Raw genomic sequence first — 17,861 nt, forward strand, 5'->3', positions numbered from 1 at the left:
ACTATATCATACGTACTTTTATTACTCAATAAAAAACGACCCCAAATGGGGTCGCTTTCAGTAAGCTTATGCTTATCAAGAAATTACTACAGTAATCTCTTATTTCAACCAGCTCATCAAGTTGCGAAGTTCTGCACCAACTGGTTCGATTGGATGGTTTGCAGCTGCTTCACGATGTTCTTTAAGGAATTTTTGACCATTTTTGGAATCAGCCAAGAATTCGTCAGCGAATTTACCAGATTGGATATCAGCCAAGATTTGTTCCATAGCTTTTTTAGTATCTGCAGTAATTACGCGAGGACCTGCATGGTAGTCACCATATTCAGCAGTGTTGGAAATGGAGTGGCGCATTTTTTGGAAGCCACCTTCGTAGATAAGGTCTACGATCAATTTCATTTCATGCAAGCATTCGAAGTAAGCGTTTACAGGTTCATAACCAGCTTCTGTTAATACTTCGAAACCAGTTTTGATCAATTCAGTAACACCACCGCACAATACAGCTTGTTCACCGAAGAGGTCAGTTTCAGTTTCAGATTTGAAGTTAGTTTCCAAGATACCGGAACGGCCACCACCGATACCAGAAGCCCATGCTAATGCAACTTCTTCAGTATCACCAGATGGATCTTTTTCTACAGCGTACAAGCAAGGAACACCGGAGCCTTCTTGGTATGTACGACGTACTAAATGACCAGGACCTTTAGGAGCTACCATGAATACGTTGATGTCTTCACGAGGTACGATTTTACCGAAGTGAATGTTGAAGCCGTGAGCAAATGCCAAGTATGCACCTTGTTTCAAGTTAGGAGCGATATCTTGTGCATATACGTCTGCTTGTAATTCGTCAGGAATCAATACCATAACGATGTCAGCACCTTTAACTGCTTCTGCAGTTTCTTTTACTGTAAGGCCTGCTTCTTCTGCAGCTTTCCAGCTAGAAGAACCACCACGAAGACCAATTGTTACGTCCATACCATTTTCTTTTAAGTTCAATGCATGCGCATGACCTTGAGAACCGTAACCTAAAACTGTAATTTTTTTGCCTTCCAATTTGCTCAAATTACAATCTGCATCATAATAAACTGTAGTACCTAAAATTTTACCTGCCATACTAGACAACCTCCAAAATATATTCAATAGAATATTTAATATATATACTGTACACAATCTCACAAATAAATGCAAGATTTGTAGTGTATATCGTAATTTATCGAATAGTCAAATAGACTAATCTACAACTTAAATTTGTACCCTTTTTGTATTAAGAAAAAATGAATTATCCTAATTTTAGCTCTTATTTAACTATAATCCATGGGCGATTTTTCTCCCATACAACAGATACATCAATACCAAATACGTCGCTTAGAATTTCATCTGTTAAGATGTCCCGCTTCTTGCCTTTATATACAATGAGGCCATCTTTAATAATAGCTACATGTGTAATACTGGGCATAATCTCTTCAATTTGATGAGATACATAAATAAAAGGCTTATGCTCCTCTCGTGCCATATTTTCAACAGTTGCTAAAAATTGCTCGCGAGCAGGCAAATCAAGACCAGAGCAAGGCTCATCTAAAATAAGCAAATCTGGATTAGCCATAATAGCGCGTGCTAATAATACGCGGCGCTGTTCACCAGCGGACAATGTATGAAATCTATGGCCTTCTAAATAGGATAAACCAAACTCGGATAATAATTGTATTCCTCGTTCGCGCACCTCAGGATCTACCTTCTGATAGATACCAATACTGTTAAAGGCACCAGAAATAACAACATCTTCTACGACTTGTTTATCCAAGGTAGACTGAAATTGTCCAAGCGCCGAACTAACAAAGCCTAATCGAGCCTTGATCTTAGGCCATGCATATTTACCAAATTCATGACCAAATACGCGTAATAGTCCTGTTGTAGGAATTTGGTAAGCTGGAATCATGCTGAGCATCGTAGATTTACCAGCCCCATTGAGACCTAATAAGGCCCAATTCTCCCCTTCTTCAACATGCCAATTAATGCCTTTTAAAATTTCGCGGCCGTCACGACGAAACTTGACGTCTTCATAATGGAGTAATTCACTACTCACACAACCATCTCCTAAATCTTTTCTCCACGGCTCATTGCGGTAATGCCAGTTTTGGCAATTTCAAGGACACCATAGGTTTCCATAATTTGAATGAAACCGCGTAATTTTTCTACGCTACCAATTACTTCAATAATCATAGAAGTAGGAGAAATATCGAGTACATTGCCACGATATACATCGGCAATTTGTACAATTTGAGAGCGTGTTGCAGCAGTTGCTTTTACCTTGATAAGCATTAACTCACGGCATACTACATCATGATCTTCAAAAACTTTAACCTTTACAACATCAATGAGCTTGTAAATTTGTTTTTGAATTTGGTCTAAGATGCGATCATCTGCCTCAACGGTGAGGGTAATACGAGCGTAGCCTGGTGTATTTGTAATACCAGATGTCATCTTTGTAACATTAAAACCGCGACGGTTAAAGAGTGCCAATATACGTGCACCAATGCCTGCTGTATTTTTTGCAATTACTAAGACTTGATGTTCTCTCGCCATTATAGCACCCCTTTCTTGCCCATCATACCACTTACGGTACCGCCAGCTGGAATCATCGGCAACACATTATCTTCTCTTGCTACACGGCAATCCAAGATGATACTTTCATCAGATGTAATGAAAGATTTAAATTCTTTATTGAAATCCTCTACATTATCGATACGAGCGGCTTTCAAATCAAAGGCATCTGCCAATTTCAAGAAGTCTGGGCTCGTTTCCAAATCCACATAGGAGTAGCGGCGATTATTAAAAATTTGTTGCCATTGACGAACCATGCCAAGGTAACCATTATTAATGATAACAATCTTAATTGGTAAATTATATTGGCGAACCATCATGAGTTCTTCGAAGGTCATTTGGAATCCACCATCACCAACAACAAGGATAACTTGTTTATGAGGTGCCCCCACTTGAGCCCCAATTGCAGCTGGTAAACCATAGCCCATAGTACCTGCACCACCAGATGTAACAATGGTATGAGGTTTTTTATGAGTTAAGAATTGAGCCGCCCACATTTGATGTTGGCCTACGTCAGTTACAATAACTGCATCCTCTTTGGCAATCTTGTTAAGTTCAGATAATACGTATTGTGGATGTAATACACCATCTTTAGATTCAGGAATTACCATAGGATATTCCGCTTGCCATTCACGAATTTGTTCAATCCACGCTTCATGAGTTGTAGGTTCTACAAGCGTATTAAGTTCAGATAAAACTCGCTTCAAGTCACCTACAATTGGTACGTTAATAGTAACGTTTTTATCAATTTCTGCTGGATCGATATCGATATGAATGATTTTAGCTTTTTTACAGAAGAAATCTGGATGGCCTGTAATGCGGTCGTGGAAACGAATACCAGCCGCAATAACAAGGTCTGCTTCTTCTGTACTATTATTAGCCGCTACAGAGCCATGCATACCCACCATACCAAGAGCAAGCTCATGGTTACCTGGGAAACCACCAAGGCCAACTAATGTATTTGTTACAGGAATTTGAGCCTTTTCTGCCAATTCCTTTAACTCATCCATAGCGCCAGATTTCAATACACCGGCACCGGCAATGATGAGCGGACGTTTCGCATTTTTAATGAGTGTAGCCGCTTTCTTAATTTGCCCTTGATGACCTTTATAGGTTGGATCATACCCTTCAAGATGGATAGGTACTTCATATAATTTATTGTATTCTGTCATGGATATTTTTTCTGTTTGAACATCCTTAGGAATATCGATAAGAACTGGCCCTGGACGACCTGTACTAGCAATAAAATACGCTTCTTTAATGATGCGAGGTAAATCGCGAATATCTTGAACAAGGTAGTTATGTTTTGTAATCGGCATGGTAATACCTTGGATATCTGCTTCTTGGAAGGAATCCTTACCAATAAACGGACGACCAACCTGACCAGTAATGGCCACCATAGGTACAGAATCCATGTAAGCAGTCATAATACCTGTAACAAGATTAGTTGCACCAGGACCGGATGTAGCGAGGCATACCCCTACTTTTCCAGATACGCGTGCATAACCATCTGCTGCATGGGCTGCACCTTGTTCATGGCGAACAAAATAATGTTTAATTTCAGGGAAGCTATAAATTTCATCATAAATTGGAATTACCGCGCCACCTGGATAACCGAACATGTCAGTTACACCAAGGCGATGCAATGTTTCAAGGACAATGCGTGCCCCATTGATTGTTTCTGCGCTCATAGGAACCCTTTCGACCAGCTATTCAGATAAAATCTCGCTGGAATTTAATCGTTTAATAATGTAACCATTATTTTTGAAAGTATCAATAATGTGTTTGATGTGTTCTTCACCATTTGTTTCTACAGTCACTTGCAATTCCACTTCATGGAAGCGGTCAAGGTTTTTAAACTGATTATGATCAAGTTTAATAACGTTTGCATCCGCATCTGCAAGCATTTGAGATACCGCAACCAATTGACCTGGTTTATCTGGAAGGTTTACAGAGAAAGTGAAGATACGACCACGCAATACGAGACCTTTATTGATCATAGAAGAAATTGTAAGTACGTCGATATTACCACCACTAACAATGGCTACTGCCTTTTTGCCTTTACAGTCTAATTTTTTTAGACCTGCTAATGGTAAAATACCGGAGTTTTCTGCTACTAACTTATGTTTTTCTACAAGCAACAAAAATGCTTCCATCAATTCATAATCAGAGACAGTAACAATTTCATCTACATATTTCTTAATATATTTTAATGTAGTTTCGCCGATTTGACGTACAGCTGTACCATCTGCGATAGTTGCCACCTCACTAAGTGGTACAGGATGATCTGCTTTTAACGCAGCTATTGCACTAGCCGCGCCTTCAGGTTCTACACCAATAATTCTAATGCTAGGATTTTTTAATTTTGCAGCAGCTGCGATACCAGAAACAATACCGCCACCACCAACAGGAACTAGCAATACATCTGCATCAGGCAATTCCTCAAGAACTTCTAATGCAATTGTACCTTGCCCTTCGATAACATCTTCGTCATCAAAAGGATGGACGAACACATATCCGTGCTCTTGTTGTAATTCCATCGCTTTTTGGTAAGCTTCATCATAAATCTCACCATGTAGAACGACTTCGGCACCATATTGTTTTGTAGCATTAACCTTGATAAGAGGTGTATGTTTTGGCATAACGATTGTCGCTTTAATGCCTAGACGTTTTGCAGCAAGCGCTACACCTTGCGCATGGTTACCGGCAGACGCGGCAATAACGCCGCGCGCCTTTTCTTCTTCTGTTAATTTTGCAATTTTATTATATGCACCACGAACCTTAAAGGAACCTGTTATTTGCAAGTTTTCTGGCTTGATATATACATCATTGCCACTTTCATCGGAGAACACATCACTGTGAAGCAGTTTTGTTTTTACAGTAATTGTGCTAAGTCTCTCACGAGCTTCCATAAAATCATACAACTTATGCATGTGTACCATCTCCTATTGATAGTATTAAATTAAAGTCTAATATTAGTCTTCCAATACTTCAATAGCACCTTGTGCTGCAGAGGATACGTGAAGAGCGTATTTTTTTAGATATCCAGTTACATTGGATTTGAATGGTTTCAATGCTGCTTTACGGCGAGCGATTTCATCATCAGATACAGCTAATTCCAATTTACCATTTGGAATATCGATGTTGATGATATCACCATCTTCAACAACGGCGATTGTACCACCTGCTGCTGCTTCTGGAGATACGTGACCAATGGATGCACCACGTGTAGCACCAGAGAAACGACCGTCAGTCAACAATGCTACGTCTTTATCAAGACCCATACCTGCGATCATGGATGTTGGTGTTAACATTTCACGCATGCCAGGACCACCTTTAGGACCTTCGTAACGGATAACTACCACATCACCTTTTACGATTTTACCGCCTGTAATAGCTTCAACAGCTTCTTCTTCGCTGTTGAATACTTTTGCTGGGCCAGAGTGAACGAGCATATCTTCATCTACGGCACCTGCTTTTACAACGGAACCGTCTACAGCAAGGTTACCTTTAAGAACAGCAATACCACCTGTTTCATGAACAGGATTATTCCAAGGATGAATAACATCTTCATCAGTTACATGAGCTACCGCTGCAATTTCACCTTGTGTTTTAAGAGCTACAGTTTTGCAGTCTGTATGTAAACGACCATTTTCTGCTAAACGTTTCAACACAGCAGATACGCCGCCTGCAGCATACAAGTCTTCGATGAAGTATTTACCAGATGGAGAAAGTTTGGACAATTGAGGTGTGTTTTGTGCAATGCGATCGAAGTCGTCCAAGGACAATGGTACACCTGCTTCGTGAGCGATAGCTGGCAAATGAAGTGCTGTATTAGAGGAACCACCCAAAGCCATATCAAGAGCTACTGCATTTTCAAAGGCTTCACGTGTCATAATGTCTTTAGGACGAAGGTTTGCTTTCAATACCTCTACTGCTTGCATACCTGCTAATTTAGCAAGACGTAAACGTTCAGAGTATACAGCTGGAATTGTACCATTACCAGGAAGGCCCATACCAAGAGCTTCTGTTAAGCAGTTCATTGTATTAGCTGTGTACATACCAGAGCAAGAACCACATGTAGGACATGCTGTATTTTCGATTTCAGATAACTCAGCATCACCCATTTCACCAGTTTGATGTTTACCTACTGCTTCGAATACATCAGACAAACCGATTTTTTTGCCATTATGTACGCCTGCAAGCATAGCACCACCAGACACGAATACGGATGGAATGTTTAGACGAGCTGCAGCTATCAACATACCAGGTACTACTTTATCGCAGTTTGGAATGAATACCATAGCATCAAATGGTGTTGCCATAGCTGTTGCTTCGATGGAATCAGCGATAATATTACGAGTTACCAAGGAGTATTTCATACCGATGTGGTTCATCGCCAAGCCGTCACAAATACCAATTGTATTGAACTCGATTGGCACACCACCTGCGTTGCGAATGCCGTCTTTTACGGCTTGTACAATATTTTTCAAGCCCACGTGACCAGGGATAATTTCGTTGAAAGAGTTCGCAATACCAATGACTGGTCTACCCATTTCTTCATCAACAAAACCAAGAGCTTTTAGCAAAGATCTGTGTGGTGCACGTGCTACGCCTGTTTTTAAATTGTCACTTCTACAACTCATGTTAATCTCCTCACTTTTCTTGAAAGTATCCACTTGGATGCTTTTCAACTTAATAAAAAAAGACGATTCTTATGAATCGTCTTAAAAGTTTACAAATGATATTCCTTTTGTTTACAGAATTCCTATGTACATAAACGACCTATGTACCCCTTGGAATAAATACACATAAGAAACAAACCGTATAGTCAATTCTTATTGATTGTATATTAAACCATTCGTGGAACTTCTAAGACAAAAACGTGTTAAGTTGTTGTTCATAATTCGAATGTTTTTAATAATCACGACGAGCGCGATAATCAACAAGCTAATGACTAAACCCAACATGTTTCCTCCTAAAGTAATCTGTAATCATAAAATAATAATAACACTTTATATAATGTCGTGCAATAAATATTCTATAGATTTATTATATAAATTTTTAAAGTTTACCATATATAAAAACTATAGCAATAACAATAATACACTACCTATCTAATACACATAGAAAATAAATCGATAACAAACTACTAAACAGATAGCGCAAACAAAAAATCCCCCACTACCGTGAGGGATTTTTGAATATTATAGAATACCGAATAGCCACATGCCAAGGGTACCGCCCCAGAAGTGAATAAGGAAGCTTACTACAGAAATAGCAAGACCTACACGCCACCATGTTCCTTGCGGTACATAACCAGCACCAAAGAAGATTGGCGTTACACCAGAACTATAATGTGTTAATGTACAGCCAGGACTGTTCATCAAACCAAAGAGCAAGATGGTAAATGGAATTGGTGCGCCCATTGCTACCAAGATAGCTGCAAAGGCGGAGAATAACGCTGTAATACGCGCTGTACCACTGGCAAAGAAATATTGAGAGTATACAAAGGTTGCAGAGATAATGAAGGATGCCCAGAACCAATCAATACCTACAAGATGTTGACTTACAAAATCAGCAAATATTGCAACAACACCGAGCTTGCCAAGTAAACCAGCCATACCAACGAGGGTACCCATCCAGATTAGAATATCCCAACCTGTGCGTTCACCTAGAATATCTTCCCATGTAAGGGATCCCGTAACTACACAAGCAAGTACGCCCATCATAGCAACTACAGTAGGATGTAACTTCGTCCAAATCGCTGTGGACCACAACAAAATACAAAGTACAAAAATAATAGCCACTGAAATTTCAGCCTTTGTAATAGGACCTAGTATATCTAGCTCTTTTTGGGCCATTACCGCTGCTTGAGGGGTCTCCTTGATTTCAGGCGGATAGATTTTATAAATAAACCAAGGCATCAAAATCATGCAAATTACACCAGGGATGACACCTGCTTGGAACCATTCCCACCATGAAATATCATAGCCAAACAATTTTGCACCTAAGGATGTAATCAATAAGTTACCACTACAAGCAGTTAAGAAGATTGTTACAGTAATGGTGTTTATCGTATGAGCCGTTGTCATCAAGTATGCCCCAATACGACGTGCCGTACTACCATTTGGCTCAGAATCAAAGGCTAACGAAATGTTTTGTACAATTGGGAAAATAATACCGCCTCCACGAGCCGTATTAGATGGCGTGGCAGGAGAAATAATAAGATCCGTACAAGCCAATGCATAAGCCAGCTTTAAGGAACTAGTGCCAAAGGAGCGAATCAAAGTATACGCAATACGCTTACCAAGGCCAGAATTAATAATACCTCTAGAAAAGAATACAGCTGCTACGATAAGCCATACATTAGCTTCAGCGTAACCACCTAATGCTTGCACCATGGTAATAGAATTTGTTGCTACTGCCGCAACAATACCAAAGAGTGCCATAATACCTGTTGGCCAAGGTCTTAAAATAAAACCTACAATTGTAGCCGTAAAGATAGCTAATAAATGCCATCCTTCAGGCTTAATCGCCTCCGTGTGAGGCAAGAACCAAATTACAAGTCCTACCAGTACCGTCAGTGCGGCGCGTGTAAAGGTATTCATAGAACCTCCCTATCAAACTACACATATCAACAGTTACTGTTGATTATAAAAAACTATATGGCGGTCATCACACATAACCGCCATATAAATTATCAACTTTCCAAAAATTCTTTAATCTTTGGATTAGAGCGCAATGTATCCATCTCTTCAGGGGTTAATAATTTTACCTTGTCCCGATCTTGGTTAACCAAGCAAAGGAACCCGATATAATCTCCTTTATTAGCCCGGAATTGATGTATCGTTTTACCTGGAATTTCAATAAAATCACCAGCTTCTACGTCATGGATTTCGTCACCTAATAAGACTTGCCCCTTCCCGCGGAATATCATAACCATATGTGTATGTTCATGATATTCAAGCGTAGAATACCCACCTGGCAAGCATTCAAAATAGCGGAATTGGCATGGAATATCAAAGGCCCCATCGTATAAAACTTGACGTGTTACATCTTTAAAAGGGCTACCATCTTGTTTATATACCAAGGTATCGACGCCATCCCACTTGAAATTTTCAGCATCAAACTTGCGTATCATTTTATTACCTCTTTATGAAAAAAGGCTGCATCGAAACAGTGTTTCAATACAGCCCTATGGGTTCGATTATTTGAAGAAACGTTTCAATGTTCCTAGTAAACCATGACTATGTTCTTGTACACCATCTGCAACGCTTTCTACTTCAAAGCCTGTACGTTCAATAGCTTTTGTAATAACTTCAACAGATGCTTTTTCTGGATCAAAAGAAACAGTCGCTGTTTTCTCTGGCAAATTTACCTCTGCGCTCAAAACACCAGGTAAACCAAGGGATGCACCTTCAACCGTTTCTTTACAGTTATTGCACATCATACCAGGTACAGTAAATACCTTTGTTACAACGCCATTATCTTCACCGCAACCACAATCTTTACACATAGTGATACCTCCTATTAATCATTAGCTTCTTTATGTTTATCGTCGTTTTTAGCCCCTGCTGTTACGTCGATAGTAGTCGCCTTTTTAACGGCTTCTTTCGTTTCATCAACAGCTTTTTTAGGGCCGGAAATAGCATCTTTAAATTCATTGATGCCCTTACCAATAGCTTTACCTACTTCAGGCAACTTACCAGGTCCGAAGATAACTAAAGCGATCACTAATATAACTATTAATTCAGGTGTTCCTATAGATCCCATATGTATCTCCTTTATATTTACTAAAACTTACATCTTTTAGTGTACATCATTATAGGCTGCCTTGTCCACATACCAGGTCACAGCTTCTTGTGAAAGTACAGCACCAGGCAATGTACGGCCAATGCGTTTTTCCCACGTTAAATCCTCGTAATCTTCGCGTTGGTATAATACCTTTGTCAATGCAGTTCGCTTGCTTTCACCAGTCACAGTAAACCAGACAGCATCAGATTTTGCTAGGAAAGAAAATGTCATAGAAATGCGTTCCCATACCTTGCCATCTTCAACGGCCACTACATCTTGATCAGCTACACGCAATGCGTGAGAGCCTGCAAATAATCCTGCCGTATGACCATCCTCGCCTAAATCAAGCAACGCTAAATCAAGACCAGATTTTTTACATGCCTTTAGGACATTGCGAACCTCTTTTTCATATTCTTCAGCCGCTTCATGTACGGTTTTAGAATCCGTATTAATGGGCAAGAAATGAGCAGCCCCCTTTGCCTTGCATAGCAAATGAGGTTTTACGCGATTGAAGTAATTATCCTCATGCGCTTGTGGTAAGAAACGCTCATCAGTCCACAAGAAGAATATCCGTTCCCAATTAAGGCGCTCAATATATTCAGGAGAGTTAAGTAATTCTAACAAACCATTTATAACAGTACCCCCAGTAATACCAACGATGCACGTTTCAGTACGGCTAATTTCATCATTGGTAAAATCAATAAAATCCTCCGCCAATGCTTGGACTACATCACTAGGACCGTCATAACATTTAATTGTATCTTGAGCCATGTAATAATGACCTCCTAAAACTATTATAATAGTACTATTATATACACTTTTGCTTTTTTATGAAAGCAAAAACCGATGTAACTCAATATATAGAGCCACATCGGTTCGAATTATATTAGTAACTGCTTATAAAATACATGATATTCCAAAGAATTACAAGAGAATAATTATTATTTTTGACCAAATTTAGGGCGACGACGTTCTGTGAAAGCTCGTACACCTTCCTTAAAGTCTTCAGAAAGACCTAAGGAGCATTGATTTTCTACTTCAAACTTCTTGTACTCTTCCCAGCCAGATAAGAAGCTATTCCACATCATTTCCTTCATAACGCGGTAAGATTGTGCAGGACCTTTTGCTAACTTCTCAACAAGACGTCTTGTAGCCGTTTCTAAATCTTCTAATTCACAAACTTTATATACAAAGCCAAGTTCTTTACCTTTTTCAGCAGATACGGCTTCGCCAGTCATAACGATATGCATAGCACGGTTCATGCCAATGGATCGAGTCAACAAGAATAAACCGCCTGCATCAGGAGCAAGACCTACGTTTACGAAAGCTTGAATAAAGCGTACGTTATTAGCTGCTACAACAAAGTCTGCAGCTAACGCCATGTTGAACGCCGCACCTGCTGCAGCGCCTTGAAGGCTCATGATAACAGGTTTAGGTAAGCGTTTCATAGCCATAGAAATTTGGGCTACTAGTTCAACAATTTCAAATAAAGACTCTGTATCACCATCATTTACAGCCCGTTCCATTTCTGTTAAATCGCCACCAGCAGAGAATACCTTGCCTTCAGCATTGATGAGCAATGCACGAACACTTTCATCGTTGTGTGCTTTATCTAAAACCTCAAGGATCTCCTTGCACATCTCGATATTAAAACCATTCGCCACTGTAGGCCGATTAAATGTCAACGTACCAATGCCGTTGTCCACTACGTATTGAATTGTATTATAAATCATATGAGTTCTCCTATATGAAAATCTATTTTCGAAAAAATTCGATTATTATATATCTATTATAGGAGAATTAAATGTACCTGTAAATGATAGAATTACATAACCCAATAAATTCAAAACAATACGGTAATCGTATACGCCATGAACTAAAAATAAGACCTAAGCTATAAACAGTCTATAATGCAAAAACACCTGCAGACATTGTCTGCAGGTGTAATAACCTGTATTCCAAATATTAACGTTTGGAGAATTGGCTTGCTTTGCGGGCTTTTTTAAGACCGTATTTTTTACGTTCTTTCATACGTGGGTCACGAGTCAAGAAGCCAGCTTTTTTCAAAGATTGACGAAGTTCGCCATCTACGTCCAATAACGCACGGGAGATACCGTGACGAATTGCACCAGCTTGACCGGAAGGACCGCCACCAGCTACAGTTGCGATAACATCGTATTGTTCAACTGTGTTAGTCAAATTCAAAGGTTGTTTTACGATCAATTCCAAAGTTTGGCGACCGAAATAATCATTAAGTTCACGTTTGTTAACAGTGATTTTACCTGTGCCCGGTACCAGACGAACTCTAGCAACGGAAGATTTTCTACGACCAGTGCCGTAATATTGTGCTACTGCCATTATATGTTCCTCCCTCTAGATTATCGTACGGAAATTTCTAATACTTCTGGTTTTTGAGCTGCATGTGGATGCTCAGGACCAGCGTATACGTTTAATTTACGGTATTGTTGTGCACCCAATTTATTTTTTGGAAGCATACCACGAACTGCCATTTCAACAACACGTTCAGGTTGTTTTTCAAGCATCATGGACAATTTAGTGAAACGGGAACCACCTGGGTAACCAGAGTGACGGAAGTATTCCTTTTGTTCCAATTTTTTACCAGTTACGCGAATTTTTTCTGCGTTTACAACGATCACATGGTCACCAGTGTCTACGTGTGGTGTGAAAGTTGGTTTATTTTTGCCCCGAAGAACTTTTGCAACTTCGGCAGCAAGGCGTCCTAAAGTTTTACCTTCAGCGTCAACAACATACCATTTCCGTTCGATTGTGTTCGGATTGGCCATAAATGTAGTTTTCATGCTGCATATCCTCCTAATAACGTCATAATTCTACCAAAATCAGCTTGTCCTTTGCTTCCGGGGCTAATGGAAACACGACTAAAGCTTACTCAAAATAGTATACAGATTTTATGGGTTTGTGTCAATTAAAATTTAGTACTTATATGCTGTCATCAAATTATTTTTTTAATATAGAATTACATTGCTGTATTACATCATTCAATACGGTCTGATCAGTATTAAAAAGAAGTTTAACCCAATTATCACGCCAACTGCCTCCTAATTGAGCTTCTACTTTTATATGTCCATATGAATTACATATAATATGGACATAATCATCCGAATCATCATAAGCAATACGAACTTCTCCATCTAATGTTATATATATTAATTTGAGTTGACTGATTAGTTCTCTAAATTCATTTACAGTATAAACAAAGGTACCTCGACCGGAAAAGTCGCCACTTTTAATATGTACACTAAAGGCGATACACGCCTCTCGCAGCTCAGTATCAGCAATATATTTTTCTTCTAACTCAACACGTATAAAATCCATTAATCTCCTCTAAATAATAAAAATGAACAGTCCCCTTTATTATCTTTCATTAGCAGAAACCTACTTATATTACATATTACTTTATATTGTGCAGGAAATTTAAATATTTATATAGAATTATGAATATATAACATCAAAATTGAAAAAAAGTTTAATTTAGATTTTTAAAATAATACATATTATATCAATACTTCTATAACCTAGGAGATGATAGTATGAATCTAGAAAACAAAAACTCATTTCTCTTAAATAGTGCTCTATTCTTTTCAACAATGGGAAGCACCGCAACAACACTAGGTTTTATAACATATATATTCAATACCACCCACAGTCCCTTTGATACAGGGGCAGTTACAATAGCGACATTATTAGTTGGAATGTTATTAGGCCCATTTTTAGGGATACTCGTAAAAGAAAAAGGCTTAATGTGGTCTATGGTAGTTCCTGAAATAGTTTCGGGTTTTATATTATTAATTTTTGTTTTCATAGATAACCTATATCTAGTATATATCATAGCTTTTCTTATAGGTTTTAATAATAAAATTTTAGGAATCGCTAGACTTTCTTTTGTACCTAATATTACAAATGATTTAGTCAAATTCAATGCACTGCTTCGGTCTATTAATCGTCTTGCTTTGATAAGTGGTTCCTTATTATTTAGCGTTATAATTAATTACTCTTTAACGCTAGTATTCGTTATTGATGCAATTACTTATATTATTTCAGCCTACCTACTTTATCGTTTAAATAAAAATGTAAGAATACAGTCACACTCAACTATCTCCAAAAAAACCATTAGAGAAAGCATATATGATCGCATTCAACTTTTATTAAAAGGATATAAGTTATTATTCCTAAATAAAAAAATCAATTTTATAGTTTATTTGGGTATATTAGCCAGAATATTTTATATGTGTATACCTATTCTACTATTAATATTTATTAAAGATATCTTACATTTAACTGATAGTCAGTATGGATATACGCAAACAATCTCTAGATTGGCATCATTCATTATTTTTGGAATTCTTGCTAAATATTTTACCATTAATTTAGCAACGAGTTTTAAAAAGATTTTGTTCCCTCTTTTTATACTATACGGAGGAAGTATCTTTTTCATAGGCTATATAGAAACAATAGAACAACTATATATTCTATATAGTATATCTGAAATATTATTATTTACAGCCGTTGTTTTAGTTCATGCGTATATACAATCTATTTTTTCACAAGAAGAGTTAACATTGGCTAGCGGTTCTGTAAGTACAGGCTTTTCTATTGGATCGATATTATCAATAACTATATTTACAAACTTAGCAAATGTATTACCGCTACACTATATATTTTTTATATGTGGACTGGGAGTAATTATAAGCACAGTTATTATAATAGGCTATACTCGATTAAACCAAGAAAGATAGCTTTTATGATAATTATTTAATTTATCCTTTTATAAATAATACACTCATAATATATAAAAAATCCGCAGTGCGTTGCACTGCGGATTTTTGCGCCAAATTATTTGGAGTACAATTCGACGATAAGTGTTTCGTTAACTTCGATAGGAAGTTCTTCACGTTGAGGAAGACGAGTGAAAGTAGCTTTGAAGCCTTCCAAGTCTTTTTCAATGTAAGGAAGTTCGAAAGAACGAAGTTCTTGGAAATTAGTTTTGAACATTTCGTTGTCGCGGGAAGCTTCACGAAGTTCAATAACGTCACCTGGTTTGCAGGAGTAGGATGGAATGTCTACACGACGACCATTTACCAAAATGTGGCCATGGTTTACCATTTGACGAGCTTGACGAATGGAGTTACCGAAGCCGATGCGATATACAAGGTTATCAAGACGTTGTTCCAAAAGGATCAACATGTTTTCACCTGTAACACCTTGCATTTTTTTCGCTTTATCATAATAGCGTACGAACTGGCGTTCTAGCAAGTTGTAGTAAGCTTTAACTTTTTGTTTTTCTAATAATTGTGTGCCATACTCAGACATTTTTTTCTGACGTTGGTCTTTTTTGACGCGATTCAAGGCTTTTGCGTGACCGAATACGTTCACACCAAAGCGACGACAAAGTTTGAATCGAGCCTCTCTTCTCGTTGCCATGTGATTATCACCTCATAAGATTAATATAAACTTGTACCTACACATAATGGTACTCATGTATAATATCATTTTCATTTACTTATGTCAATTATTGATAATGGTGAAAGTCATTGAAATAAGTGCATAATAGCGAACTTATATTACACTTTTTTGCGATAATATTGCTCACTATATCGATTGTGCATGCTTCATCATATTTTATAGATTTAGATGAAAAAACAATTATAGTATGCTACAATATTAGTAAGAAAGGTAATAGGTATCATTGGAGTTTTATGTCAATATTGGGGGAATACTATGAAAGAGTTACCTACAATGCAAGAGCTACAAAGTTTTATTACCTATAATAAAACAGGAAGCTTTACATTAGCTGCACAATCTATGAACATTACACAATCAGCTTTCAGCGCTCAAATGAAAAAATTAGAGCGTCTAGTTGGTGTGAAATTAATTTCCCGCTCTACACGAGGTAGCCGTTTGACACCAGAAGGTGAATTATTCCTACCAGAAGCAGAACAAGTTCTCGACACATTGGAACGTGCTATTCAATCGATCCGTTTAGCCAGCAAGGTAGAACGTCCAATCTTAAATATTGGTGTATTGCGTAGTTTAGGGGACATTCGCCTTAACGGATATGTATCCCACTTCTTCCAAAACCACCCTGAGTTCTCTGTCAGCATTTATGACATGGAAGAAGAAGAGTTGATGCTCGACTTACGCGAAAATCGTATCGACATTGCCCTCCTCTACTTACCAAATAACAAGGATATGTCAGCATATGAATCTACAGCCCTTCGCGAGGACGAATTCGTATACTATGCACCAAACATCATCGATAATATGGAAGTTGCTAGCTTGAAAGCAATTCAACAACAACCATTACTTATGTATCCACCTAAGTACTTTATGTATCGTACATTGAAAAATTATGTTGGTAACGGACAACAAAATCTACACATTAGAGGTAGCCGCTTATCTAACCCATATACAATGATCGACTACTGTCAAAAAAATAAATCAGGCTGCATCGTAGCACGCCAAATTCTAAATTCTTTAAATATCAATGATGGCTACATACCTTTAGAAAAACCATTTAAACTACAAGTGTGCTTCGCCTTTAAGAAAAACAATTCTAAATCGGAAACAATGCATACCTTCATGGATTATGTACACAGCGAATCACCAGCTCGTTTATAAGAACGAAGCAAAACCCGTACACATATATGTGTACGGGTTTTAATTTTATTATACCCTCTATTAATGTCTATATTTAACATTTTTACCTTTTAATATCTTTGTCTTTTAATATTCTTTTCTTTACCACTAGTAACAATTCATCTTGGTCATTAAATAATTGCTCTCTACACTAACAAGTTGTACAATAGAGAATAGATTTCAATTAATACTGTGAGGTTATTATGCTCTTATCTATTTTCTTCTTTATATTAGCCGGTTTAGCCGAAATCGGTGGCGGCTATTTAGTATGGCTCTATATGCGCGACGATAAAGGCCCTGTATATTTACTGGCTGGTGCCATCATCTTATTTTTATATGGCCTTATCCCTACCTTCCAACCAGAAGCAAGCTTCGGTAAGGTCTATGCAGCCTACGGCGGCGTATTTATTGCCCTCTCCATCCTATGGGGTTGGCTCGTCGATGGTTTGCGACCAGACACATATGATATCATCGGCGGACTTGTATGCCTTGTGGGCGTCTATATCATCATGTACGCGCCGCGTTAAATACAAAGAGTACAACTACTACAGTTGTACTCTTTTTTCTAGGTCTATTTCTATGTCTATTTTTATATCTATAACTAATATTTTCTAAATAAATAACTATTTTTATATAAATAGAAATAACTATTGATATATATAAATAGCTATTGTGTTATATAACAAAAAGCGGCCATCCGAAGATAACCGCTTACGTTGGTGGACGATGACAGGATCGAACTGCCGACATCCTGCTTGTAAGGCAGGCGCTCTCCCAGCTGAGCTAATCGTCCA

19 protein-coding genes and 1 tRNA gene are annotated in these 17,861 nt (G+C 38.0%); 3 read left to right on the top strand and 17 right to left on the bottom strand.

What is annotated here, in order from left to right:
- Positions 1–99 precede the first annotated feature (99 nt).
- The 15 genes from ilvC to ACWTVK_RS08495 all read right to left on the bottom strand — a co-directional run bounded on the left by ilvC (position 100) and on the right by ACWTVK_RS08495 (position 13,746).
- Complete coding sequence (gene ilvC / locus ACWTVK_RS08425) at positions 100–1,107, bottom strand: ketol-acid reductoisomerase (RefSeq protein WP_004695212.1); 1,008 nt, start codon at positions 1,105–1,107, stop codon at positions 100–102.
- A 184-nt stretch (positions 1,108–1,291) separates the two neighbouring features.
- Positions 1,292–2,077, bottom strand: coding sequence for an ABC transporter ATP-binding protein (locus tag ACWTVK_RS08430; protein WP_456046544.1), 786 nt, complete (start codon positions 2,075–2,077; stop codon positions 1,292–1,294).
- Positions 2,078–2,088: 11 nt separating this feature from the next.
- Complete coding sequence (gene ilvN / locus ACWTVK_RS08435; protein WP_024066649.1) at positions 2,089–2,577, bottom strand: acetolactate synthase small subunit; 489 nt, start codon at positions 2,575–2,577, stop codon at positions 2,089–2,091.
- Complete coding sequence (gene ilvB, locus ACWTVK_RS08440) at positions 2,577–4,286, bottom strand: biosynthetic-type acetolactate synthase large subunit (protein ID WP_456046545.1); 1,710 nt, start codon at positions 4,284–4,286, stop codon at positions 2,577–2,579. The genes ilvN and ilvB overlap by 1 nt, the downstream gene beginning before the upstream one ends.
- A gap of 18 nt (positions 4,287–4,304) precedes the next feature.
- Positions 4,305–5,528, bottom strand: a complete 1,224-nt coding sequence (gene ilvA, locus ACWTVK_RS08445; RefSeq protein ID WP_456046546.1) for a threonine ammonia-lyase — start codon at positions 5,526–5,528, stop codon at positions 4,305–4,307.
- 42 nt (positions 5,529–5,570) lie between these two features.
- Positions 5,571–7,241 (bottom strand): dihydroxy-acid dehydratase, encoded by a 1,671-nt coding sequence (ilvD, locus tag ACWTVK_RS08450; RefSeq protein ID WP_456046547.1) that lies wholly within the window; start codon positions 7,239–7,241, stop codon positions 5,571–5,573.
- A 561-nt stretch (positions 7,242–7,802) separates the two neighbouring features.
- Positions 7,803–9,206: a DASS family sodium-coupled anion symporter gene (locus ACWTVK_RS08455; protein ID WP_456046548.1), complete on the bottom strand. Its 1,404-nt coding sequence runs from the start codon at positions 9,204–9,206 to the stop codon at positions 7,803–7,805.
- A gap of 92 nt (positions 9,207–9,298) precedes the next feature.
- A complete protein-coding gene (locus tag ACWTVK_RS08460) occupies positions 9,299–9,739 on the bottom strand; it encodes a cupin domain-containing protein (protein WP_456046549.1) in 441 nt (146 codons plus the stop codon).
- Positions 9,740–9,805: 66 nt separating this feature from the next.
- Complete coding sequence (locus tag ACWTVK_RS08465) at positions 9,806–10,114, bottom strand: heavy-metal-associated domain-containing protein (protein ID WP_105094171.1); 309 nt, start codon at positions 10,112–10,114, stop codon at positions 9,806–9,808.
- A gap of 14 nt (positions 10,115–10,128) precedes the next feature.
- Positions 10,129–10,371: a Sec-independent protein translocase subunit TatA/TatB gene (locus ACWTVK_RS08470; protein ID WP_004695192.1), complete on the bottom strand. Its 243-nt coding sequence runs from the start codon at positions 10,369–10,371 to the stop codon at positions 10,129–10,131.
- A 36-nt stretch (positions 10,372–10,407) separates the two neighbouring features.
- Positions 10,408–11,163 carry a 6-phosphogluconolactonase gene (pgl, locus tag ACWTVK_RS08475; protein ID WP_060923795.1) on the bottom strand — a complete coding sequence of 252 codons (756 nt, stop codon included), beginning with the start codon at positions 11,161–11,163 and terminating at the stop codon, positions 10,408–10,410.
- Positions 11,164–11,333: 170 nt separating this feature from the next.
- A complete protein-coding gene (gene fabM, locus ACWTVK_RS08480) occupies positions 11,334–12,125 on the bottom strand; it encodes a trans-2-decenoyl-ACP isomerase (RefSeq protein ID WP_005385546.1) in 792 nt (263 codons plus the stop codon).
- A 232-nt stretch (positions 12,126–12,357) separates the two neighbouring features.
- Entirely contained in the window at positions 12,358–12,750 is a 393-nt protein-coding gene (gene rpsI / locus ACWTVK_RS08485; protein WP_004695188.1) for a 30S ribosomal protein S9, read from the bottom strand.
- A gap of 20 nt (positions 12,751–12,770) precedes the next feature.
- A complete protein-coding gene (gene rplM, locus ACWTVK_RS08490) occupies positions 12,771–13,211 on the bottom strand; it encodes a 50S ribosomal protein L13 (protein ID WP_005381375.1) in 441 nt (146 codons plus the stop codon).
- A 157-nt stretch (positions 13,212–13,368) separates the two neighbouring features.
- The gene (locus ACWTVK_RS08495) at positions 13,369–13,746 is read right to left on the bottom strand and encodes a WapI family immunity protein (protein ID WP_456046550.1); all 378 of its coding nucleotides are present in this window, start codon (positions 13,744–13,746) and stop codon (positions 13,369–13,371) included.
- 215 nt (positions 13,747–13,961) lie between these two features.
- On the opposite strand from ACWTVK_RS08495, the gene ACWTVK_RS08500 reads away from it, so the two are divergent.
- Positions 13,962–15,167, top strand: coding sequence for an MFS transporter (locus ACWTVK_RS08500; protein WP_456046551.1), 1,206 nt, complete (start codon positions 13,962–13,964; stop codon positions 15,165–15,167).
- 97 nt (positions 15,168–15,264) lie between these two features.
- Here the strand turns inward: ACWTVK_RS08500 and rpsD are convergent, their stop codons facing one another.
- Entirely contained in the window at positions 15,265–15,852 is a 588-nt protein-coding gene (gene rpsD / locus ACWTVK_RS08505) for a 30S ribosomal protein S4 (protein ID WP_009350991.1), read from the bottom strand.
- Between the two features lie 297 nt (positions 15,853–16,149).
- Here rpsD and ACWTVK_RS08510 point away from each other — a divergent pair, with 297 nt between their 5' ends.
- Positions 16,150–17,049: a LysR family transcriptional regulator gene (locus tag ACWTVK_RS08510; protein WP_060923797.1), complete on the top strand. Its 900-nt coding sequence runs from the start codon at positions 16,150–16,152 to the stop codon at positions 17,047–17,049.
- Positions 17,050–17,270: 221 nt separating this feature from the next.
- Positions 17,271–17,594 carry a YnfA family protein gene (locus ACWTVK_RS08515; RefSeq protein ID WP_060923798.1) on the top strand — a complete coding sequence of 108 codons (324 nt, stop codon included), beginning with the start codon at positions 17,271–17,273 and terminating at the stop codon, positions 17,592–17,594.
- Positions 17,595–17,784: 190 nt separating this feature from the next.
- Here the strand turns inward: ACWTVK_RS08515 and ACWTVK_RS08520 are convergent.
- A tRNA-Val gene (locus ACWTVK_RS08520) sits at positions 17,785–17,860 on the bottom strand.
- Between the last annotated feature and the right edge of the window lies 1 nt (position 17,861).

The organism is Veillonella sp. Ser01, assembly GCF_053850375.1.